We start from the raw sequence: 22,172 nt of genomic DNA, 5'->3' as shown, positions 1-22,172 counted from the left end.
GAGAGCCCGTTCATAGACTGTGCTGACGATGACACCCCTAACCATCCGAGATGGCCTGCCGCCAGGCACGGCGTATTTCACCCATAGGAGAACAGACATGTCCATCACGGTCACGCCGGTCGAATCCGGCTTTGGCGCCGAAGTCTCGGGCCTGGATCTGAGGCAACCGCTTAACCATGACACCTACGCCGCCATCGAAGCTGCGCTGTCCAAGCATGGCGTGATCTACTTCCGCAACCAACCGCTGACGGAAGCCGAACAGGAAGCCTTCATCCGCTGGTTCGGGCCGCCCAACGCACTGGCGCGGCAAATGAACAACGCCCGCATGAAGAATCCTTACTTCTACGATGTATCCAATGTCGACGAAGAGGGCAAGATCATGATGGAAGACCACGAGCGCAGGCTCTATCTGAAAGCCAATATGTTCTGGCATACCGACATGTCCATGCGCCAGCCGCCGGCTCGTGTGACGGCGCTGAACGCCATCGTCCTGCCCGAGATCGATCCCCCCGATACCGAGTTCGCCGACATGCGCGCGGCCTGGGAAGCCCTTCCGCCCGAACGGCAGAAGACGCTGGAATCCCTGCGTGTCGTCCATAGCGTCTACGCCTCGCGTTCCAAGGTGGGCTACACGAACTTCAACGAAGAAACCCGCAAGCTGTTGCCCCCCACCGAACACCCCCTGGTACGCACCCATGCCGGTTCGGGACGCAAGAACCTGTACATCGGCGCGCACGCCTCGCACATCGTCGACATGGACGAAGCCGCTGGCCGCGCGCTGCTGGAAGAGTTGACTGAGTTCAGCACCCAGCCGCAGTTCCGTTACGCGCATAAGTGGCAACCCCACGACCTGCTGGTCTGGGACGACAGTTGCACGCTCCACCGCTCCACGCCGTTCGACGATCAGAAATTCCGCCGCGAGTTGCGCTGGTGCTCCGCGCGAGAACTCGAGGCCGTCTGATCATGAAACTGGCGCGATTCACCTCAGGAAGCAGGGCGCACGAGCGCCTGGGCGTAGTGCTTGATGACGGATCTTCCACGCGTCTTCTGGACGTCTCCGCCCTGCCCGGCCACGATGCGCCCAGAACCATGATGGGAGCCATTCATGCCGGCCCGGCCGGACTGGATGCGCTGAGGCAGGCGCAAGAACGCGCCGAACGCGGCGCCGATCCCGCCTGGTTCCATGGCGAGGACGACGTGACCTGGCTGACGCCGGTGCCGCCGCGCTCATGCATTGCCGCGGGCCGCAACTTCGGGGCCCACCGGCTTGAAAGCATCAGGGGCAATCCAGAGGCCGGCGCCGGCTTCCAGATCGACTTTCCCACCGGCTTCATCAAGCTGGGCAGGAACCTGGTCGGACACCGGGCCCAAGTCGAACGGCCAGACGATGTCGAGCAGATGGATTACGAAGCCGAAGTCGCCGTCATCGTGGGCCGGGACCTGCTGAACGCCACGCGCGGCCAGGCGAAGCAGGCGATCTTCGGCTACACCATCATGAACGACCTGTCGGCGCGTGAATGGCAATTCGCCGAAATGCGCAACCTGCTGGTCATGATGGGCAAGAACTTTCCCGGATTTGGCCCCTTGGGGCCTTGCATACTGACGGCCGATGAAGTCCCCGATCCCACCGCCTTGCGTCTATGGCTCAAGGTGAACGGAGAGCTGCGACAGCAGTCGGATTGCACCGATCTGATCTTCCAGTTCGACGAACTGGTGGCGTTCTGGTCGCGGGTCGGGCTGGAGGCCGGAGACATCATCAGCAGCGGCACGCCCGATGGGGTGGCAGTGCATCGCAAGCCGGATCCCCGACCGTACTTCCTGAAGCCCGGCGACATCGTCCATGCAGGCGTGGACCAGATCGGCGTCCTGGAAACCCGCATTATCTAACGCTGGCGCCGCCGCATATCCACAGCGAGCGGCCAAGGAGACACGCTATGTCCACCTGTAAATCACTGATGCTGGGCGCCATGCTGTTGTGCGCCGCGGCGGGCGCATCCGCCGCCCAGACCTTTCCGGCCGCGCCCGTCAGGATCGTGGTCTCCACGCCCCCCGGCGGCGCCAGCGACACCTCGGCGCGCGTCATCGCCGAAGGGTTGTCGTCGCTATGGAAACAACCGGTGGTGGTCGAGAACAAGACCGGCGCCTCCGGCACCATAGGCGCCGCGGCCGTGGCGCGCGCGCCCGCCGATGGCTACACCGTGTTCTTCGGAACCGGATCCACCCACGTGGTGGCCCCGCTGATGTTGCCCGACACGCCCTACGATCCCGAGCGCGACTTCACCCCGCTGGCAATCGTGGGCTATGCGCCGTTCGTGCTGTTCGCGCGCAGCGACCTGCCCGCCAATACGCTGCAGGAACTGGTGGCCTATGCCAAGGCGCAGAAATCGGATCTGAATTTCGGCACTTCCGGGCCTGCGACCATCTACGAGGTCGCCGCCTTGCTGCTGGAACGCGAAGGCAAGCTCAAGCTGAATCACATCCCCTACAAAGGCCTGGCGCCCATGGCCATGGACGTGGCCGCGGGTCGCGTCGACCTGGGCGTGGGGCCCATCGACGGCTACCTGAAGAACGACAAACTGAAGGTGCTGGCCGTGCTGGGCAACGAGCGCGTGGCCAGCTTGCCAAATGTGCCGTCCAGCGCCGAGGCAGGCTATCCCGGGTTTGCCGTGCCGGTATGGGCCGCCATATGGGGTCCGCCGGGTCTGCCCGCGCCGGTGGCCGCGGCGTTGGAACACGGTCTGCTGCAAGTGCTGGGAGAGTCACAGGTGCAGGGCAAGATCGCGGCGACGGGCGTCTTCGTGCAGGCCGCGGACGGCCGGGCCCTGCGCGGCCTGGTCCGCCGCGACCTGACGGCATTGAAGGAGTTTGGCGCCAGCCAGGCACGCGCGGCGCGTTGAATCCCGCCGGGCGCGGGCGCTCAGGGGAGCCGTGCGCAGCAGGCGCGATTCAGGTCCGCCATGCTCGTGCACCCCGTGAACGCCATGACGCGGTCGATTTCGTCGCGCAACAGGGTCAGCGCATGCGCGACGCCGCGCTGGCCGCCCACGGCCGTGCCCCACATGGCCATCCGTCCCACCATGACGGCATCCGCCCCCAGCGCAATCGCCTTGACCACGTCGCTGCCGCGCCGGATACCGCTGTCCAGCAGGACCACGGTGCGCGACCCGACGGCCTGCCGCACATCCGGCAGCATTTCGATGGAGGCGGGCGCATTGTCCAGCACGCGCCCGCCATGATTCGACACCACGATGCCGTCGGCGCCGGCCTGCACAGCGGCGCAGGCGTCGTCGGGGTGCAGGATTCCCTTGACGATCAGCGGGCCGTCCCACATGTCGCGCAGTCGCTTCAAGTCGTCCCAGGTCAGGCTGTCGTTCTTCGGCATCAGTCCGGCCTTGCGCGTGTCGGTCATTTTGCGCTGCAATGCGCTGGGCAGGTTGTGAAATCTCGGCATGCCGCCCGACATCAGATAGCGCCCCATGACGCCGAATGCCCAGCGCGGGCGGCGCATCGCATCCGCCACGTTTCGCCGCGTCAGCTTCATGGGCACCGTGAACCCGTTGCGATAGTTGAATTCCCGGTTCGGCGTAACGGTGGTATCGATGGTCACGATCAGCGCCTTGTAGCCGGCGTCGCGAGCCCGCCTTACCAGTTCAAGCGACATGGCCGGGTCCGGCCACAAGTACAACTGGAACCACAATTCGCCGCCGGCCTTTTCCGCGACCTTCTCGATCGAGGTTATCGACCCGGTAGACATGGAGTACGGAATGCCGAAAGCGGCCGCGGCCGCTGCCGCGGCCACCTCGCCTTCATGCCACAGCAGCCCCGCGGCGCCCGTAGGCGCCAGGCAGACCGGCATGGGGTATTCCTTGCCGAACAAGCTCATCGTCAATGACCGTTTCGAGACATCCACCAACGGACGCGGAAACAACTGGATGCGCCGAAAGGCATCGAAGTTATTGCGGATGGTGAGGTCGTCTTCGGTTCCCCTGTCCACGAATTCGAACAGGCCGTGCGGTAGCCGGCGCTTGGCCAACGCCCGCAAATCGTCGAAGTTATAGCCAAAAGCGGAATCAAATGACATGAATGATGCACCCGGTGCCTGATCTGCCGGACGAAAGGGCCGGCATGCTGGTCTCACTCTATCGCCCGCTTTGCTTTGGCAAAAATCACCTTTTTTTATGGCGACCCATAACCCCGCCCGCGGCTGACCTCACCCGGTGTGCGCGCCAGGGTCGAAGCGGCCTGCGCCGCGTCCATGATCTGGGAAATGATATGGGACGAGCGCGCTTCGGCCACACAGGCCACCGAAAACTCGACCCAGCCCCCCTGCTCCAGTTCGGGAATGGGTATCAAGGATCCACTGTCCAGATCGTCGCGAATCATGGTCGACGACAGGCAGCCTATGCCGCCCGACCCCAGCACGATCTGCCGCGCGGCCGCCATGTTGCTGATCCCGTGGAAATGCCGGGGATTGCCTCCGCTATCCACGATCACGCGCATGGCATCCAGCCAGTAGAACGACTCGCGCTGCACGCACCAGATCGGCGTGGCGCGCAGGAATTCACGCAGGCTGCCATTCCAGTTCTGTTCCAGGAACTGCGGCGACGCCACCCAGACCATGCGGTCGTAGCCGAGGCGGGTGGCCGACAGCTTTTCGGCGGTGATGGGCCCCGCGACGATCGCCACGTCCAGCTTGCTGGCTTCGAGCTTTTGCAGCGTCTTGCCGGCCAGGTCGATTTCCACGTCGTAGGTAAGTTCTGGCATGGTGCGCTGCAGTTCCCGGATCATCGCGGGAAACCAGCTCATGGAGATGTTGCCGGCGCCGATTCGCACCATGCCGCTCGCGGTATAGCCGGAGCTGACCGATGCGGCCAGGGTTTCCAGTTGCTGGAATATGGGTTCGGCGTCCTGAAGGAACTTGCGGCCTTCCAGCGTCATTTCCACCCCGCGGCCGACTCGCATGAACAGCTTTACGCCCAGCGCGGCTTCCAGTTCGCGCATCCGCGCCGAAATCGCGGGTTGGGTGGTGTACAGGCGTTCGGCGGCCGCCGTGAAACTACCCAGTCGCGCAATCCAGAACGCCGTTTCCAAATTCGCAAGATTGATGCTGCGCACTCGTGTCTCCCTTCGTTTTTTTGTGCTGGACCCTGCGGGGCCTCGTTGCGCGAACATACCGCGCGCTGCGCGCCAGTACAACTGTCCGCGGTTGCCTCGCTTACAGCCATACATCGTGTTTATGCCTACTTATAGAAGGATCTGATTGGATACCCGGACAAGCTGGCCGCAGAATACGGCGACAACCATAAAGCTACTAATGCCTCGTGTCGCAGGAGACAACCATGAACGCATTCCCACGGGCGATGCGCCCGTCCCGATTTGGCTTTTTCCGTATCGTGCTGGCCTGTTTCTGCGCGATCCTGACCTGGCTTCCCAGCAGCCGCAGTGAGGCGCAGCGCCACTATGAAATGATCATTCCCATCGCGGCGGGCGGGTCGCTGGACCTGATGGCGCGTTCATTGACCGAAGCGTTTTCGCAGCAGATCGGCGCGCCCGTTACACCCATGAACAAAGTCGGCGCGGGCACGTTGATCGGCACGCGCTATGTCGCGCAGGACTCGGCGCGCGATGGCCGCCTGATGTTGTTCACGGGCCTGCCTTACACCACGTTGCAATTCAAGGATGGCGGTCCGGCCTTCGACAGCGCCCGCTTCAAGCCGGTCATGTACGTGGGCTGGCAGCCTACCGTGCTGTATATCCGCTCGTCCATTCCAGTCAATGACATCAAATCGTTCATTGCCTGGGCGCGCGCCAATCCCAACGGCGTGACATTCGCGTCGTCGGGAATCGGCAGCAGCCCTCACATCGCCGCCGAGCAATTCGCCGCCATGACCGGCATCAAGATCGTGAACGTGCCCATGGCGGGGTCCAGCGCGTTCGTGCCCGCGCTGGCGGGCGGCCATGTCGATGCCGTGTTCGATGCTCCCGCCACGCGGGCAATGGTGCAGGAAGGCCGCTTGAAGGCGCTGATGGTCGGCAACGCCGAACCCCTGCCGGATTGGAAGGAATTGCCCACCTCCACGGACGCCGGCCTGGACGGCTTTCGGTCCGGCACCTGGTACGGCGTGCTGGTGCCCGCGGAAACGCCGGACCAGACCGTGAACACCCTGAACGCGCAATTGAACAAGGCGCTGTCCAGCCCCATCGTGCACGACCGCGCCAAGGAATTCGGCATTGAGCTGGCGGGCGGCAGCGCCAGTGAATTCACCACTTTCCTGCAGGGCGAACATGAGCGCATCGGCGCCCTGATCAAGACCCGCGGCATCGTCATCCCGTAAACCGGCCGAACCTCCTGCCCATTCCCCCCGCCATGACAGACATCCGAGAAACTGACCGCGACACCCCGAGCTACACCGAGATCCTGGGTGCGCGAATCGCCGGCCTGGAATACGACGACATCCCACCGGCGGTCCGAGAGAAATTGCAGACCTGCCTGCTGTATGGCCTGGTCATGGCCGTCACCGCGTCCGGCATCGACACGCTGGAACGCGCCGCCCTGACGGCCAACGACTCGCCGGGCGACGCCAGCACGCTGGTGTCCGGACATCTGCGTTCCGCTGCCGACGCAGCCTACGTCAACGCACTGCGCATGTGTTCCCGCGGGCAGAACGACACGTACTCCGACCTGTACGCGCACCCGGGCTGCATCGCCATCCCTGTGGCGCTTGCGCTGGCGCAACAGCAACGTACCGATGGAAAGCTCGTGCTGGCCGCGCTGGCGGCCGCGTATGAAACGCTGCATGCCGTCGCTGCGGGCTATGCCGCGTCGATACTGAAGCGCGGCCTGCGCGCCACCTCGGCATTCGGCGTCTTCGCATCGACCGCCGCCGCCGCCCGCATGATGTCCCTGGACGCCGCGCAGACAGCACATGCATTGGGTCTGGCCACGCAGCACAGCGCGGGCACCATGCAATGCTGGGCCGAAGGCAGCCCCGAATGGCGTATCCAGGTTGCCAACGCGGCCCGCGCCGGCATCAGTTGCGCGGCGCTGGCTCGCGGCGGCTACACCAGCGCCCGCCACGCGTTGGAAGGCGAAAGCGGCTTTTATCGCGCCTTTGCCGGCATGTCGCCATTGCCCCCGCCGCCAGCGCTGCCCGCTCCGTGGGTCTGGCGCACGCAGGAGGTCGTGTTCAAGCCCCTTCCCGGTTGCCTGATCAATCAGGCCCCGCTGTTCCTGCTGCTATCCATGCAACGCGAACACGGTTTCACCCCCGGCAATGTCGCAGCCGTCACCGTGGCCCTGTCGGAACGCAACGCGGCCTATCCTGGCATCGCCCGCCGCGGCCCCTTCGACACGCCCACCGGCGCGATCATGAGCGGCCCCTTCATGCTGGCGGCAGGCCTGTGCAATGGCACGCTGCGAACCCGGGATTTCGATGCGCTGTACGGTCCCGGCGATATCCATGACTTCAGCGAGCGCATCACCATCACCGGCGACCCCGCGATCCCCGACTGGGGGGCTGCCCTGAGCGTGACGTTGCGCGCCGGACCTACGCTGTCGGCCAGTCTGACCGAACTATCGCGCTTCGCCTTTTCGTGGGAAGAGACCGACCGGCAGCTTTCCGGCCTGATCCCCGAATGGCCATGGCGCGACGGCGAGATGCGATATACCCGCCTGAAGTCCGCCATTCGAAACCTGCATCAGGCCGAGACGGTGAGCGCGCTGCTTGAAACATGCAGCCCGTGATGCCAGGCGGGGCGGCCCGGCATCAGGGACGACGCTATTTGGCCCGCGCGGACCGCGCCCTTACTCCACCGTCACGCTCTTGGCCAGGTTGCGCGGCTTGTCCACGTCGGTGCCGCGGGCGCAGGCCGTGTGGTAGGACAGTAGCTGTAGCGGAATCGTGTGCAGGATGGGCGAGAGCTTGCCGTAGTTCTCGGGCATGCGGATCACGTGCATGCCTTCGGCGCTCTGGATCTTGCTGTCGGCGTCCGCGAACACGTAGAGTTCGCCGCCGCGGGCGCGCACTTCCTGCATGTTGGACTTCAGCTTCTCCAGCAGTTCGTCCTTGGGCGCGATGGTGACGACGGGCATGTGTTCGGTCACCAGCGCCAGCGGACCGTGCTTGAGTTCGCCGGCCGGGTAGGCTTCGGCGTGGATGTAGCTGATTTCCTTGAGCTTGAGCGCGCCTTCCAGGGCGATCGGGTAGTGCATGCCGCGGCCCAGGAACAGGGCGTTTTCCTTGGACGCGAAGCGGTCGGCCCAGGCCATGATCTGGGGTTCCAGCGCCAGCACCGAACCGATGGCCACGGGCAGGTGGCGCAGCGCCTTCAGGTGTTCGGCTTCCTGTTCTTCGGTCAGGCGGCCGCGCACCTGCGCCAGCGCCAGCGTGAGCAGGAACAGGGCGGTCAGTTGCGTGGTGAAGGCCTTGGTGGACGCCACGCCGATTTCGACGCCGGCGCGCGTGATGTACGACAGCTTGCACTCGCGCACCATGGCGCTGGTGGACACGTTGCAGATGGTCAGCGTGTTTTCCATGCCCAGCGACCGGGCGTGCTTCAGCGCCGCCAGCGTATCGGCGGTTTCGCCGGACTGCGAAATGGTGACCACCAGCGAACGCGGGTTGGGCACGCTGTCGCGGTAGCGGTATTCGCTGGCGATTTCCACGGCCACCGGGATCTTGGCGATGGATTCGATCCAGTATTTGGCCGTCAGGCCGGCGTAGTAGCTGGTGCCGCAGGCCAGGATCAGCAGGGAATCGATGTCCTTGAAGATCTTGTAGGCGCCGTCGCCGAACAGTTCCGGCGTGATGGACTCGATGTCCTGTAGCGTGTCGCCCACCGCGCGCGGCTGTTCGAAGATTTCCTTCTGCATGTAGTGGCGGTAGGGGCCGAGTTCGGCCGCGCCGGTGTGCACGTGCACGGTGTGCACCTCGCGGTCCACGTTCTTGCCGCTGGCGTCCACGATCCAGACGCGCGAGAGTTGCAGGTCGACGACGTCGCCGTCTTCCAGGTAGATGATCTGGTCGGTGGTGCCGGCCAGGGCCAGCGCGTCGGAGGCCAGGAAGTTCTCGTTCTGGCCCACGCCCACCACCAGCGGCGAGCCCTGGCGCGCGCCCACGACGCGGTGCGGTTCGTCGCGGCAGAACACGGCGATGGCGTAGGCGCCGTGCAGGCGGCGCACGGCATTCTGCACGGCTTCGAACAGGTCGCCGGCGTACAGGTGGTTGACCAGGTGCGCGATGACTTCGGTGTCGGTCTGGCTTTCGAAGACGTAGCCCGCGGCCTGGAGTTCGGCGCGCAGCTCGTCGTGATTCTCGATGATGCCGTTGTGGACCAGCGCAACGCGCGGTTCGTCGTTGCCCAGGCGCGAGAAGTGCGGATGGGCGTTGTGAGTGGCGGGCACGCCGTGGGTGGCCCAGCGGGTGTGGGCGATGCCGGTGAAGCCCTGCAGCTTGTCCTGCGCGACCTGTTCGGCCAGTTCGGCCACGCGCTGCGTGCTGCGCGTGCGGCGCAGGTGGCCGTCGGCGTAGACGGCGACGCCGCAGGAATCGTAGCCGCGGTATTCCAGGCGCTTCAGGCCTTCAACCAGGATCGGGGTGATGTCGCGCTGGGCGACGGCGCCAACAATGCCGCACATAGGGAGTGCTCCGGGAAGTTCGTGTACCGACGCATTGTGCTCGTCCCGCAAAGAAATTTGATTTCTTTATCCGGCCATATATGTAAATTAATTCCCTTACATAATTGTGATTAAATAATCTTTCTTCAAATTCACTCTAATGAAATAAATCATGCAGAACACCTCGATTCCGCTGCCGGAATTGGATGATCTGGACCGGCGCATTCTTGAACAGTTACAAGAAGACAGCTCGCTGACCAATCAGGACCTCGCCCAGCGGGTGCACGCGTCGCCGCCGACCTGCCTGCGGCGGGTCCGGCGGCTGGTGGAAGAAGGCGTGATCGACCGGCAGGTGGCCATCCTGGCGGCCGGGAAGCTGGGCAGCACGCTGACCGCCATCGTGGAGATCACGCTGGACGTGCAGGCGGCGGAACGCCTGGACGAGTTCGAGCGCAGCATGCTGGCCGAACGCTCGGTGTTGCAATGCTACCGGGTGTCGCCCGGGCCGGATTTCGTGGTGATCGCGCAGGTGAAGGACATGCCGGCCTACCACGCGCTGGTGCATCGGGCGTTCACGGCCCAGGCCAACGTGCGCAATGTGCGCACGTTCTTTTCGGTGCATCGGGCCAAGTTCGAAACCCGGATAGACGTCCGGGCCTGAGCCCGCGCCGCCCGCCGTTCAGCGGCGGGCGAGCAGGCGCTCGAACTGCGCCAGATAGCGGTCGCCCATCTTCTGCACGTCGTGCTCGTTGCGGACGTACTCGTAGGCGCGCTCGGTGATTTCCTGGCGGAAGGGCGCGTCGTCCAGGCAGCGCGCCATGCCTTGCGCCATGGCCTGGTAATCGCCCACGGCGCACAGCACGCCGCGCCCGTCGGCCAGGCTCTCCTTGAGCCCGCCGGCATCCGTGGACACAACCGGCACGCGCTGCAGGAAGGCGTCCAGCACGCTGCTGCCCAGGGCCTCTTCCTCAGAACTCATAACGAACACGTCGAGAATGCTGTAGAAATCTTCCACGCCCTTGCGGAAGCCCGCGAAACGGTAGACGTCCTCGATGCCGAGCTTGCGCGCCTCGTCCTTGGCCTGCTGTTCGCGGTCGCCGCCGGCGCCGAAGTGCAGGAACACGAAATCGCGCCGGGTCTTGGCCAGTTCGCCGACGGCGCGCACCAGCGTCACCGGGTCCTTGTCGCGGATCAGCGCGGCGGAGGTCGCCATGACCTTCCTGCCGGCCAGGCGGAATTCGCGCACCAGGTTGGCGACGTTCCCGGCGTCGATCTCGTGCGGTTCGACCGCGCTGCGGATGATGACGGGCTCGATACCCAGGCGGCGCGGTTCGCTGGCGGCCATCTCGCTGATCGCGACGAACAGGTCGGCGTGGCGCCACTTGTAGCCGGTCTTCCATTCGTCGCCGGGCTTCACCACGAAGGAAGTGCGGCGCGAAAAAGCCACCGGACGGCGATGCAGCCATTTGGTCAGCACCGCCCAGGTGATGGTGTTGGCGGTCTGCGCGTGCACGATGTCGTATCGGCCCGCGCCGGCCAGGAAGGCCAATTGCCCCGGCACGTTGCGGCAGGTATGGGTCACGAAACCCTCCTGGCGGGCGCGCTCGGCCAGCGGCGCCCCCTCGCGGCACATCACTTCGACGTCATGGCCGGCCTTGCGGAACGCGCGCATGCAGTACAGGGTCTGCCGTTCGCCCCCGCGCCAGCCTTTCTCGAAGTTCAGTTGCAGGATTTTCATGCGCGCCCGATGCCGGAGTATTCGAAGCCCAGGGCGCGCACGTCGGCCGGCGTGTAGAGGTTGCGGCCGTCGATGATCAGCGGCCGCTTGAGCAAGGCCTTGACGCGGTCGAAGTCCGGCGCGCGGAACACCTTCCATTCTGTTGCGATCAGCAGCGCATCCGCGCCGTCCAGCGCGTCGTACATGTCGCTGGCGAAGCTGATGCCGGGCTTGCCGGCCAGCACGCGGGCGGCCTCGTGCATGGCGACGGGGTCGTAGGCGCGCACTTCGGCGCCGCGGCGCGTCAGTTCGGCGATGGCCGTCAGGCTGGGGGCCTCGCGCATATCGTCCGTATTGGGCTTGAAGGACAGGCCCCACAGCGCGATCTTGCGGCCGCTGAGGTCTTCGCCAAGGCGGGCGACCAGCTTTTCGGACAGGCGGAATTTCTGGGCATGGTTGGCGGCCTCGGCGGCCTCGATGACCCGCATGGGCAGCGAATTCTCCGAAGCAGTGTTGACCAGCGCCTGCACGTCCTTGGGGAAGCAGGAGCCGCCGTAGCCCGCGCCCGGATACAGGAAGTGGTAGCCGATGCGCGGATCGGCGCCGATGCCGCGGCGCACCTGCTCGATGTCCGCGCCCAGCGCCTCGGCCAGGTTCGCCATTTCGTTCATGAACGAAATACGGGTGGCCAGCATGGCGTTGGCGGCGTATTTGGTCAGCTCGGCCGAGCGCACGTCCATCACCATCAGCCGGTCGTGCGTGCGCTGGAACGGTTCGTAGATGCGGCGCATGACACCGATGGTGTAATCGTCGTCCGCGCCGACCACGACCCGGTCCGGGCTCATGAAATCGTTGATGGCGGCCCCTTCCTTCAGGAACTCGGGGTTGGATGCCACGCTGAAAGGGATCTCGACGCCACGCGCGGCCAGCTCGCGGGCGACGGCCTCGCGCACCTTGTCGGCCGTGCCCACCGGCACGGTGGACTTGTCCACGATCAGCTTGCGCGCCGTCATGTGGCGCGCGATGTTCCGGGCGGCGGCCAGCACGTATTGCAGGTCGGCCGAGCCGTCTTCGCCGGGCGGGGTGCCCACGGCGATGAACTGCACGTCGCCGAAGGCCACGCTTTGCTCGACGTCGTCGGTGAAATGCAGGCGGCCGGCCTGCACGTTGCGGCGCACCAGGTCTTCCAGGCCAGGTTCGTAGATGGGGATGCCGCCCTGGCGCAGCAGGGCGATCTTCGCCGCGTCCACGTCCAGGCACATGACGTCGTTGCCCATGTCGGCCAGGCATGCTCCCGACACCAACCCCACGTAACCGGTACCCACGACCGTGATCTTCATGCCTGAACGCCTTAAAAATAGGTAAGCCTCGCGCCCGGTATCCGAACCGGGCGCCGGCCGCCATTATAGAAGCGGCTCTGGCCAGTGTCCGACACCCGTACGAGATGACTGGACGGACTGCTTCAGCGCCGCCGGGTGTCTGACACCCGGGAAGCGCCGTCTCAGCCCGAAGAACATTTCGTACGGGTGTCAGACACAAGCACCAGAACTTCAGCAGGTGTCAGACACCCGTACGAGATGACTCGACGGATTGCTCCAGTGCCGCCGGGTGTCTGACACCCGGGAAGCCCCGTCTCAATCCGAAGAACATTTCGTACGGGTGTCAGACACAAGCACCGGAACTTCAGCAGGTGTCAGACACCCGTACGAGATGACTCGACGGACTGCTTCAGCGCCGCCGGGTGTCTGACACCCGGGAAGCCCCGTCTCAATCCGAAGAACATTTCGTATGGGTGTCAGACACAACCACCAGAACTTCAGCAGGTGTCAGACACCCGTACGAGATGACTCGACGGACTGCTTCAGCGCCGCCGGGTGTCTGAAACCCGGGAAGCGCCGTCTCGACCCGAAGAACATTTCGTATGGGTGTCAGACACAAGCACCGGAACTTCAGCAGGTGTCAGACACAAGCATCGAGGTACAAAGGCCCGGCTAGGGCTTCAACTTGCTGAACCGTACGGTATTGACCACCACGGCGAGCCCCGCGCAGATGGTTCCCAATACCAGGGCCAGCCCCGGGCCATGGGCCAGGCTGATGCTGAAGGCGATGGCGACCAGCGCCGTGCCGAAGCTCTGGCCGAATACCCGGGTCGTGGCCTGCAGGCCGCCCGCGGCGCCGCTGCGCGAGCGCGGCGCGGCCGACAGCATGGCCCGGTTGTTCGGCGTCTGGAAGAACCCGAAGCCCACGCCGGCCACGAACATCCCCGCGATGACGGGCCAGTTGGACACGGTCGCCGGCAGCACCGCCAGCCACAGCATGCCGGCCACCATCGTGGCGGCTCCGGCCCCGCTCAGGGTGGCGGCCGAATAGCGGTCGGACAGCCGGCCCGCCAGCGGGGCGATGATGGCGGTGCCCACGGGCCAGGCGCCCATCAGCATGCCCACTTCCAGGTAGGGCCGGCCCAGCACCTGCTGGAAGTAGAACGGCAGGGACACGTAGGACGCCATCTGCGCCGCGAACGTGCAGGCCGACGCGCCCACGGCGAAGGCCAGCGGACGGATGCGCAGCAGGTCGACGGGCACCAGCGGCATCGGTTGCCGGCTGGCCCGGCGCACCAGCACCAGGCCGGCCGCCGTCGCGATCGCGACCAGGCCGATGCCGCGCAGCAGGTCCGCGCCCATCATGTCCACGCCGGAAATGAACACGCCCAGCGTGAGCATGCACAGCAGGGCGCTGATCCAGTCGAGCTTCACGTTGTTGCGCGGCACTTCCGGCAGATGGCGCAGGCCCAGCATCGCCAGCACGCAGATGGGCAGGTTGACCGCGAAGATCCACGGCCACGGCGCCACCGACAGGATGGCCGAGCCGATGGTCGGCCCCAGCACCGACATGACGGCCACCGTGGTGGCGTTGATGCTGATGCCCCGGCCCAGCAGTTTCAGCGGATAGATGTTGCGCACCAGCCCGCCGAACATGCACATCAGCGTGGCGGCCCCGATCCCCTGGAACACCCGCGCCGCCGTCAGTTGCCAGAGCGAGCCGGCCAGGGCGCAGCCCAGGGACGCCAGCGTGAACAGCATCAGGCCGAAGGTGAACATGCGGCGAAAGCCGATGCGCTCGGCCAGCGCCGACAGCGGCAGCAGCATCGTCACCACGGCCAAGTTGTAGGCGTTGACGATCCACACCGCCTGGGCCGGCGAGGCATTGAGGTCGACCGCGATGGTGGGCAGCGCGACGTTGGCGATGGTGGTGTCCAGCACCGACAGGCTGATGCCCGTCATCACGGTTGCCGCCGCCCAGTACCGCCGGGGCGTGGGCAGGCCGTCGGGCGGGGCGGCGGGCTTGGCGGCGCCGCCCGGCGCCGGGTCTTTCTCCGCCGTCACGATTTCTTGACCGGGCGCTGCCAACCGTCCACGGTGAGTTGCTTGGGACGCGATACGGTCAGCTTGTCGGCGGGCGCGTCCCGGGTCAGGGTGGTGCCGGCGCCCAGCGTGGCGCCGCGGCCCACGCGCACCGGCGCGACCAGTTGCGTGTCGGAGCCGATGAAGGCATCGTCCTCGATGACGGTGCGGTGCTTGTTCACGCCGTCGTAGTTGCAGGTGATGGTGCCCGCGCCCACGTTCACGCGGGCGCCGATGTCGGCGTCGCCGATGTAGGCCAGGTGGTTGGCCTTGCTGTCCTCGCCCAGCACGCTCTTCTTGATTTCGACGAAGTTGCCCACGTGGCTGCGGTCGCCGAGTTCGGCGCCCGGACGCAGGCGCGCATAGGGGCCGACGCGCGCGTCGCGCCCGACCCGGGCCTGCTGCAGATGGCTGAAGGCCTCGATGTGCGTGCCCGGGCCGACGCTGACGTCGCGCAGCACGCAATGCGGGCCCACGCGCACCCCGTCGGCCAGCGTCACCTGGCCTTCGAACACGCAGCCTACGTCGATGAACACGTCGCGTCCGCAGGTCAGCGAGCCGCGCACGTCGAAGCGCGCCGGGTCGGCCAGCGTCACGCCGGCTTCGAGCTGGCGGCGGGCCTGCTCGCCCTGCCAGCGGCGTTCCAGTTCGGCCTGCTGCACGCGGCTGTTCACGCCCAGCGTTTCCCAGGCCGCGCCGGGCTGCGCCGCGCCCACCGGCACGCCATCGGCCACGGCCAGCCCGACCGTGTCGGTCAGGTAGTACTCGCCCTGGGCGTTGTTGTTGTCGATGCGGGACAGCCAGTCCTTCAGCTTCGCGGTGGGCGCGCCGAGGATGCCGGTGTTCACTTCCCGGATCTCGCGCTCGGCGTCCGAGGCGTCCTTGTGTTCGACGATGCGGCATACGTTGCCGCGCTCGTCTCGCACGATGCGGCCGTAGCCGGTGGAATCCGCCAGCACTTCCGTCAGCACGGCGGCGCCGTCGCCGCGGGCCTCCAGCAGGCGCCGCAGGGTTTCGGGCTGCACCAGCGGCACGTCGCCATACAGCACCAGCGTCACGTCGTCCTTGCCATCGCCTTCGAGCAGCAGCGGCACGGCCTGCTGCACCGCGTGGCCGGTGCCCTGCTGGGGCTGCTGCAGCGCGAAGTGCAGGTCGGCCTGGCCTTCGAAAGCCTGCTTGACGCGATCCGCGCCATGCCCCACCACGACGACGATGCGCGCCGGCTCGAGTTGGCGCGCGCTGTCCAGCACATGGGACAGCATGGGTTTGCCGGCCAGCGTGTGCAGCACTTTGGGAAGGTCGGACTGCATGCGCTTGCCCAGTCCGGCGGCGAGAATCACTACATTAAGCATAAGTTCCAGAATATTGAAGACGGCCCGGCGGCCTTGCGGCCGTCCAGGGCATCGATTGAAAGAGGAGGGTCAGCCCGCGGCCGGCCCCGTTTTCTTGCCGGCCTTGGCGCTACGGGCGGCGGGCTTGCGGGCCGCCGGCTTGGACGCCTGGGCCTGGGGCGCGGCCTTGGAATCGGCCGGCTTCGCCTTGGCCGGGGAATCGGCGCCCGCCGCTGCCGGCATGGTCGCGGCCGTGGCGGCGGCGATCTGGTTGAACTGCTGCTGCAGCAGGTCCCACCACGCCTTGGAAGCCGATTGCGCCGCGGCGCCCATCTGCTCGCTCATACCCGGCGCGGCCGCGGGCTGCTCGCCCGCCGCCTCCTGGCCCTTGGCATTGCCGTTTTCCGGCGCCCTGGAGGCCGCGGCGGCCTCGGGCTTCGGCGCGGGCTTCAGTCCCAGCACGATTTCCAGCGGCGACGCCGCGCCGCTTTCCCGCACGGCGGCGATGTCCATATTGGCCGCGCTGTCCACGAAGGCGCGCAGCGTGCTGATGGTGGAACGCTGCACTTCCATGCCCTGGATCGTGCTGGACAGCATGCTCAGGTTCATGCGCAGCCAGTTTTCCACCGAGCGCAGTTCCGCGATGCGGCGGTCCAGGTCTTCCAGGTTCATCGGGGGCGCCATGGGCAGGCTGCTGGCCAGGCCTCCCGGCCCGGTCAGGCCGGCCCAGGCCTGGCGCATCATTTCCATGCTGGCCAGGAGCGGGTTGCCGGACAGGTCGGAATGCTGGCCCATGCCGGGTAGGACGAACGGGTTTGTTTGTTGGTCGCTCATTCCTGGTCTCCCCAAAGACAGATGATTGCCTTGCGCGCCGGGCTCATCCCGGCAGCAGTTGGTTGTTCTCCACTCGCACGTGGTCGCCGGACGCAAACGCGAACGGCTGCGCGCTCCGGAACTGGCGCGTGCCGCCGTCGTTCATGCGCACGGTGAGTTCATAGTGCGTCACCGTTTGTTGCTGTCTGATATTACGCTCAACTTCACGGCCTGCCAAAGCGCCGCCGACCGCGCCCAGCACCGTCAGGGCCGTCTTGCCGTTGCCGCCGCCGAACTGGTTGCCGACGACGCCGCCCGCCACGCCGCCGGCGATGGTGCCGACGAGGTGGTCGCTATTGTCCTTCGCCGGCACCTGGACCTGGCGGATCGACTCGACCACGCCGCAACTGGCGCAAACCTGCTTCGCGGGCGCGGGCGCAGGGGCGGGAGCCGGCGCAGGGCGCGCCTGCCGGGCCGGCGCGCCCTGGGCGGGTGGCGCGGGCAGAGGCGCCAGGTTGGCGCCTTCCGGGCCGGCCTCGGCCACCGGCTCGTCGGCATGCGGATTGGCCGAGGGCGTGGGCAGCCATCCCAGCACGGCGGCGACGCCGACCGAACACAGGACGATGACGGCGATTGCCGCGGCCGCGACCAGCGGATGCAGGGCGCGGCGCGGGGCTTCGATTCGGGTAGGGGTACTCATGGCGATGCTCCATCGTAACTAACCGGCAGTGGTATAGCACCCGGGCGCGGTTTCGGCATGTTGCGATGGTGACGCTTCTTTGCTGCCCGGGCGCGGTGGACAGGGATGGCCAATCGTGGACAATAGGCGCATGGATCCCGTCACCCTGCCCCTGCTCGAACAGGCGATCAACTACTGGCGCAACGTCTCGCCGTCCGTCGGCGACGAACACCGCCTGTGCCCCGAGGCGGCCGCGCTGGCGACGCCCTACGCGCTCATGATCATGGCCCACCGGCGCGAGATCCCCGCCGCCGAACTCGGCGACGCGGCGCGCGCCGCGCTGGACGGCTGGGCCGCCACGCGCAAATAGCGCCGCCCCTATTGCTTCAGCAGGGCCTGGATGTCGTGCGCCAGCGCATCGACGCCGATATTGTTGTTGGCCAGCACGCGCGATTCGCCCTTGCCGTCCAGCAGGTAGAAGGCGGCCGTATGGTCCATGGTGTAGCCGCCGTCCTTGGTGGGCGCCTTGGCGTAATAGGCCTTGAACGACGCGGCGGCCTTCTTGACCTGGTCCGGCGTGCCCGTCAGCCCCAGGAAGCGCGGATCGAAGGCGGTGACGTATTGCTTGAGGATCTCGGGCGTGTCGCGTTCGGGATCCACCGTGATCAGCAGCACCTGGACGCGTTCGGCGTCCGGCCCCAGCTTCTTCATGACCTCGGTCAGTTCGGCCAGCGACGTGGGGCATACGTCCGGACACTGCGTGAAACCGAAGAACACCACGACCACCTTGCCGGCGAAGTCGGACAACTGGCGCGTCTTGCCGTCGTAGTCGGACAGCTCCATGCTGCGGCCCAGTTGGGTGCCGCTGATGTCGCTGCCCTTGAACACGGGCGCGCTCTCGCCGCAGGCGGCCAGGGCGGCGGTGAAGGCGGCGGCTGCGCCCAGGCGCAAGGCCAACCTGCGGCCGGCGGAAAACACGGACATCGACAACCTCCAGGGAATCAGCGCAACAGGCCGACCCAATGGTCCGCCAGCAGGGCGCCGAAGAGCAGCGCCAGGTAAAGAATGGAAAACCGGAACATGCTGCGCGCGAGTTCGTCGCTGTAGGCGCGGTACAGCCTCCATGCGTACGACACGAACATCCCGCCCAGCACCAGGGCCGAGACCAGGTAGAGTGCGCCGCTCATGCGGATGGCGTAGGGCAGCAGCGTGGTGGCGACCAGCGCCACGCTATAGAGCAGGATGTGCAGGCGCGTGAACTGGTTGCCGTGCGTCACCGGCAGCATGGGCAGCCCGGCCTTGGCGTAATCGTGGTTGCGGTAGAGCGCCAGCGCCCAGAAATGCGGCGGCGTCCAGATGAAGATGATCAGGACCAGGATCCACGCCTCGGCCGGCACCGAGTCCGCCACCGTGGCCCAGCCCAGGGCCGGCGGCATGGCGCCGGACAGGCCGCCGATGACGATGTTCTGCGGCGTGCGCGGCTTGAGGATGACGGTGTAGATGACGGCATAGCCGACGAAGGTGGCGAAAGTCAGCCACATGGTCAGGGGATTGACCAGGCGATAAAGCACGAACATGCCCACCCCGCCCAGCAGGCCCGACAGGGTCAGCACCTGGAACGCCGAGATGGTGCCGCGCGCCGTGGCGCGGCGCGCGGTGCGCAGCATGCGGGCGTCGACTTCCTGTTCGATCAGGCAGTTGATGGCGAAGGCGGCGGCGGCCAGCAGCCAGATGCCGATGGTGCCGAACAGCACCCGGCGCATGTCCGGGATGCCGGGTGCGGCCAGGAACATGCCGATCACGGCGCAAAACACCGCCAGTTGCGTCACGCGCGGCTTGGTCAGGACGAAATACTGGCGGAACAATCCGGTTTGGGGAGCGGCAATACTGGTCATAATGAGCCCTATTTTAAACGCGCACCGAATTGGGGCCGTAGCCGCCCGCGGGCGCGCGCCCGGCGGTGGACAGACGCACCATCAAGACCACCGCGGCCAGCGTCAGGCCGGCGGCGCCTCCATTGTGCAACACCGCGATCAGCAGCGGCCACTGGAAGAAGATCGTGGTCAGTCCCGTCAGGAGCTGCGCCGCCAGCAGCGCCAGCATCAGGGTGGCGGGGCCGCGCAGCCCGGGCTCGGCCCGCAGCCGCCAGGCCAGCGCGCCCAGGTACAGGAACACCACGAAGGCGAAATTGCGGTGCACCCAGTGGATCGCCGTGAGCGCCGGCTGGGAAATCATCTCGCCCGAAGGCAGCTCTCCCAGGCCGCGTATGACCGAATACCCGCCGTGGAAGTCCATTTCGGGCACCCATTGTCCATGGCACATCGGGAAATCCATGCAGGCCAGCGCCGCGTAGTTGGTGCTGACCCAGCCTCCGAGCGTCACCTGCACCAGCAGCAGGCCGAAGCCCACGGCCACCCATGGCTTCCAGCGCGCGGCCGCGGCGGGCACGGCCAGGTGCGGGCGTTCGCGCGCGGACAGCCAGGTCATCAGCGCCAGCACCGACAGGCCGAACACCAGGTGCGCGGTCACGACGGCGGGCATGAGTTTGTGCGTCACGGTCCAGGCGCCGAACGCGCCCTGCACGCAGACGGCCACCAGGGTGGTCGCGGCCAGGGCGGGCGAGCGGCCCAGTTCGCGGCGATAGCGCCAGGCCATGTACACGATGCCGATGATCAGCATGCCCAGGATGGAGCCGACATAGCGGTGGATCATCTCGATCCAGGCCTTGGACAGCGTGACCGGGCCGAAGGGCATGGCCTGGGACGCTTCGTGGATGTCACCCATGGCGCCCAGCGGCGTCACGCTGCCGTAGCAGCCCGGCCAGTCGGGGCAGCCCAGCCCGGAGTCCGTCAGGCGCACGAAGGCGCCGAACATGATCAGGTCCAGCGTCAGGAACCAAGTGAAGAAAACCAGTTTGCGATACCGCGCTTTGATGCGTTCCATTTCCATAAACCATGACTCTGCCGCGCCAATTCCGCGGCACGAAAAACCAGCAGCCCCCCGCCGCCACACCGGCAGCCCCCCGCATGCAAACGCCGCCACGCCAATCAGGGCCGCGCAGATCCGGCTCCGCCGGTGTGCTGCGGCGCCCCCCTGGGGGGGAAGCGCCGCAGGCGCTCCGGGGGGGGTCACCCAATCCTTGAGCTATAGACCAGTTTGCTGATGTCCTTGCGCACCTTCACGCCGTCGGCTTCGGCAGGGTACTGCATCATGAGGTTGCCCAGCGGATCGATCACCCAGATCGGGTCCTGCAGGCCGGGTTGTCCGGCGGCGACGTCGCGCGCCAGCAGGAACCGGGCCAGTTGGTCGGGATTCGCGCGCACCATGATCGTGCCCTTGTAGGCCTCCAGCACCTTGTCCGGCACCGGTGCGTCGTCCGTGATGAACCAGACGCGAGCCAGCCGGTCCACGTTCTTGCCCTGGCTGGCGTGGCTGTTGCGGGCGATGAAGAGCTTGCGGGCGCAGCTTTCCGGGCAGGCCCCGCCATCGGCGGCCGCCAGCAGCCACTTGCCCTTCAGGCTTTGCAGGTCGAAGGGCTGGCCGTCCAGCGTGGTCAGGCGCAGGTCGCCGGCCGCGGGCATGGGCCGCTGCGGGCTCACCAGCGCGCCGTAGTTGCTGGATTCGTCGGGCCACCATTGCGGATTCATGTAGACCACGAAAGCGCCGACGATGGGCGCCAGGGAGCACAGGAACACCAGCAGCATGGGCATCAGTGAACGCTTGCCTGCGGGGCGGGTAGAAGAGATGTCGCGAGCCACTTTTTATCCTGTCGTCTTGCGGGTTGAGGGTGGGCGCCGGATCAGGCCTGGGGCCCGCGGCGCCGCATGCGCCGGACGGCGCCCCCCAGCACCGCCAGCCATGCGATGGCGGCAATGCCGGCGAAGGCGAACCACTGTACGGCATAAGACGTGTTCTGCTGGTAATCCACGGACGGCTGCGGCCAATCCCGCACCAGCCCGTCGTCCGCGCCGCCGTCCGATTGCAGCAGCACCGTGGGCAGCAGGACCAGCCCGGTGGCCTTGGCGTAGGCGTCCAGCGGCAGGTTCTGCACTTGCGGCACGTTGCCGCCCGCCGCCGGCAGCGTCGCCGGCAAGGCGGATTGATCCGATCCGCCCAGCGACCAGATCTCGAACAGCCGCGGCACCCGCAAGGACAGTTCGCCCGTCGCCGTCTGCGGCCCTTCGGGCGCGGCCGGCAGGGACGGCCGCGCCGGCCCCTGGCCCGGCGCCTGCCCCGGCGCCGGCAGGGCGCGCGGCAGCCAGCCGCGCAGCACCAGCACCGCGCGCCGCGCATCGGCATCCAGCAGCAATGGCGTGGCCAGCCAATAGCCGGGCTTGCCGTCGTGGTTGCGGTTGTCCAGCAGTACACTGAATTGCGGCTGCCACACGCCGGTGGCCTGCGCGGCGCGCCAGGGGGTCATGCCGGCGGGATCCGTGTCCGGCGCCAATTGCAGCGGCGCCTGCTTGCGGCCGGCCTCGATAGCCGCCAGAATGGCGCGTCGCTCGTCGCCGCGGCGCAATTGCCATTGCCCCAGCGACGCCAGGATCATCACGGCGGCGCCCAGCAGCAGCAGTGCGGCTACCGTATAGCGGGTTGAATGCGGTCTGGCCATCTT

The 22,172-nt window shown here is 66.7% G+C and carries 21 protein-coding genes; 7 read left to right on the top strand and 14 right to left on the bottom strand.

Annotated features, from left to right (window positions below):
* Positions 1 to 97 precede the first annotated feature (97 nt).
* The 3 genes from AVE30378_RS13135 (at position 98) to AVE30378_RS13125 (ending at position 2,897) form a co-directional block, all read left to right on the top strand.
* The gene (locus AVE30378_RS13135; protein ID WP_165360178.1) at positions 98 to 961 is read left to right on the top strand and encodes a TauD/TfdA dioxygenase family protein; all 864 of its coding nucleotides are present in this window, start codon (positions 98 to 100) and stop codon (positions 959 to 961) included.
* Positions 962 to 1,089: 128 nt separating this feature from the next.
* Positions 1,090 to 1,887 (top strand): fumarylacetoacetate hydrolase family protein, encoded by a 798-nt coding sequence (locus tag AVE30378_RS13130; RefSeq protein ID WP_208742386.1) that lies wholly within the window; start codon positions 1,090 to 1,092, stop codon positions 1,885 to 1,887.
* Positions 1,888 to 1,934: 47 nt separating this feature from the next.
* The gene (locus tag AVE30378_RS13125; protein WP_129241314.1) at positions 1,935 to 2,897 is read left to right on the top strand and encodes a Bug family tripartite tricarboxylate transporter substrate binding protein; all 963 of its coding nucleotides are present in this window, start codon (positions 1,935 to 1,937) and stop codon (positions 2,895 to 2,897) included.
* A 20-nt stretch (positions 2,898 to 2,917) separates the two neighbouring features.
* Here the strand turns inward: AVE30378_RS13125 and AVE30378_RS13120 are convergent, their stop codons facing one another.
* Positions 2,918 to 4,081 (bottom strand): alpha-hydroxy acid oxidase, encoded by a 1,164-nt coding sequence (locus AVE30378_RS13120; protein WP_129241313.1) that lies wholly within the window; start codon positions 4,079 to 4,081, stop codon positions 2,918 to 2,920.
* Between the two features lie 95 nt (positions 4,082 to 4,176).
* Complete coding sequence (locus AVE30378_RS13115; protein ID WP_165360177.1) at positions 4,177 to 5,115, bottom strand: LysR family transcriptional regulator; 939 nt, start codon at positions 5,113 to 5,115, stop codon at positions 4,177 to 4,179.
* 224 nt (positions 5,116 to 5,339) lie between these two features.
* Between AVE30378_RS13115 and AVE30378_RS13110 the strand changes: the two genes are divergently transcribed.
* A complete protein-coding gene (locus tag AVE30378_RS13110; protein ID WP_129241311.1) occupies positions 5,340 to 6,335 on the top strand; it encodes a Bug family tripartite tricarboxylate transporter substrate binding protein in 996 nt (331 codons plus the stop codon).
* Positions 6,336 to 6,367: 32 nt separating this feature from the next.
* Positions 6,368 to 7,744: an MmgE/PrpD family protein gene (locus AVE30378_RS13105; RefSeq protein ID WP_129241310.1), complete on the top strand. Its 1,377-nt coding sequence runs from the start codon at positions 6,368 to 6,370 to the stop codon at positions 7,742 to 7,744.
* 60 nt (positions 7,745 to 7,804) lie between these two features.
* Here AVE30378_RS13105 and glmS read toward each other — a convergent pair whose 3' ends face one another.
* Positions 7,805 to 9,637, bottom strand: a complete 1,833-nt coding sequence (glmS, locus tag AVE30378_RS13100; protein WP_129241309.1) for a glutamine--fructose-6-phosphate transaminase (isomerizing) — start codon at positions 9,635 to 9,637, stop codon at positions 7,805 to 7,807.
* 151 nt (positions 9,638 to 9,788) lie between these two features.
* On the opposite strand from glmS, the gene AVE30378_RS13095 reads away from it, so the two are divergent.
* Positions 9,789 to 10,277: an Lrp/AsnC family transcriptional regulator gene (locus AVE30378_RS13095; RefSeq protein ID WP_129241308.1), complete on the top strand. Its 489-nt coding sequence runs from the start codon at positions 9,789 to 9,791 to the stop codon at positions 10,275 to 10,277.
* 18 nt (positions 10,278 to 10,295) lie between these two features.
* Here AVE30378_RS13095 and AVE30378_RS13090 read toward each other — a convergent pair whose 3' ends face one another.
* The 6 genes from AVE30378_RS13090 to AVE30378_RS13065 all read right to left on the bottom strand — a co-directional run bounded on the left by AVE30378_RS13090 (position 10,296) and on the right by AVE30378_RS13065 (position 17,578).
* Positions 10,296 to 11,354 carry a glycosyltransferase family 4 protein gene (locus AVE30378_RS13090; RefSeq protein ID WP_129241307.1) on the bottom strand — a complete coding sequence of 353 codons (1,059 nt, stop codon included), beginning with the start codon at positions 11,352 to 11,354 and terminating at the stop codon, positions 10,296 to 10,298.
* Positions 11,351 to 12,673, bottom strand: coding sequence for a UDP-glucose dehydrogenase family protein (locus AVE30378_RS13085; protein WP_129241306.1), 1,323 nt, complete (start codon positions 12,671 to 12,673; stop codon positions 11,351 to 11,353). The genes AVE30378_RS13090 and AVE30378_RS13085 overlap by 4 nt, the downstream gene beginning before the upstream one ends.
* A gap of 651 nt (positions 12,674 to 13,324) precedes the next feature.
* Positions 13,325 to 14,716, bottom strand: a complete 1,392-nt coding sequence (locus AVE30378_RS13080) for an MFS transporter (RefSeq protein ID WP_129241305.1) — start codon at positions 14,714 to 14,716, stop codon at positions 13,325 to 13,327.
* Complete coding sequence (gene glmU / locus AVE30378_RS13075) at positions 14,713 to 16,086, bottom strand: bifunctional UDP-N-acetylglucosamine diphosphorylase/glucosamine-1-phosphate N-acetyltransferase GlmU (RefSeq protein ID WP_129241304.1); 1,374 nt, start codon at positions 16,084 to 16,086, stop codon at positions 14,713 to 14,715. Before glmU ends, AVE30378_RS13080 begins: the two co-directional genes overlap by 4 nt.
* Before the next feature lie 69 nt (positions 16,087 to 16,155).
* Positions 16,156 to 16,899, bottom strand: a complete 744-nt coding sequence (locus AVE30378_RS13070; protein ID WP_129241303.1) for a PhaM family polyhydroxyalkanoate granule multifunctional regulatory protein — start codon at positions 16,897 to 16,899, stop codon at positions 16,156 to 16,158.
* A gap of 43 nt (positions 16,900 to 16,942) precedes the next feature.
* Entirely contained in the window at positions 16,943 to 17,578 is a 636-nt protein-coding gene (locus AVE30378_RS13065) for an outer membrane lipoprotein (protein ID WP_129241302.1), read from the bottom strand.
* Between the two features lie 130 nt (positions 17,579 to 17,708).
* Here AVE30378_RS13065 and AVE30378_RS13060 point away from each other — a divergent pair, with 130 nt between their 5' ends.
* Positions 17,709 to 17,927, top strand: coding sequence for a DUF3717 domain-containing protein (locus AVE30378_RS13060; RefSeq protein ID WP_129241301.1), 219 nt, complete (start codon positions 17,709 to 17,711; stop codon positions 17,925 to 17,927).
* An 8-nt stretch (positions 17,928 to 17,935) separates the two neighbouring features.
* On the opposite strand, the gene AVE30378_RS13055 is transcribed toward AVE30378_RS13060, so the two are convergent.
* From AVE30378_RS13055 to AVE30378_RS13035, 5 genes are all read right to left on the bottom strand, one after another.
* Positions 17,936 to 18,541 carry an SCO family protein gene (locus tag AVE30378_RS13055; RefSeq protein ID WP_129241300.1) on the bottom strand — a complete coding sequence of 202 codons (606 nt, stop codon included), beginning with the start codon at positions 18,539 to 18,541 and terminating at the stop codon, positions 17,936 to 17,938.
* Between the two features lie 17 nt (positions 18,542 to 18,558).
* Entirely contained in the window at positions 18,559 to 19,452 is an 894-nt protein-coding gene (gene cyoE, locus AVE30378_RS13050; protein ID WP_129241299.1) for a heme o synthase, read from the bottom strand.
* A gap of 13 nt (positions 19,453 to 19,465) precedes the next feature.
* Positions 19,466 to 20,500 carry a COX15/CtaA family protein gene (locus AVE30378_RS13045; protein ID WP_129241298.1) on the bottom strand — a complete coding sequence of 345 codons (1,035 nt, stop codon included), beginning with the start codon at positions 20,498 to 20,500 and terminating at the stop codon, positions 19,466 to 19,468.
* 185 nt (positions 20,501 to 20,685) lie between these two features.
* Positions 20,686 to 21,267, bottom strand: a complete 582-nt coding sequence (locus AVE30378_RS13040) for an SCO family protein (protein WP_129241451.1) — start codon at positions 21,265 to 21,267, stop codon at positions 20,686 to 20,688.
* Between the two features lie 89 nt (positions 21,268 to 21,356).
* The gene (locus AVE30378_RS13035) at positions 21,357 to 22,169 is read right to left on the bottom strand and encodes an SURF1 family protein (RefSeq protein WP_129241297.1); all 813 of its coding nucleotides are present in this window, start codon (positions 22,167 to 22,169) and stop codon (positions 21,357 to 21,359) included.
* Positions 22,170 to 22,172: the final 3 nt, after the last annotated feature.

The sequence above is a fragment of the Achromobacter veterisilvae genome (genome assembly GCF_900496975.1).
Classification (GTDB): domain Bacteria; phylum Pseudomonadota; class Gammaproteobacteria; order Burkholderiales; family Burkholderiaceae_B; genus Achromobacter; species Achromobacter veterisilvae.
Note: the sequence above shows the minus strand (reverse complement) of the source record. Positions and strands in the feature narration are given on the sequence as shown.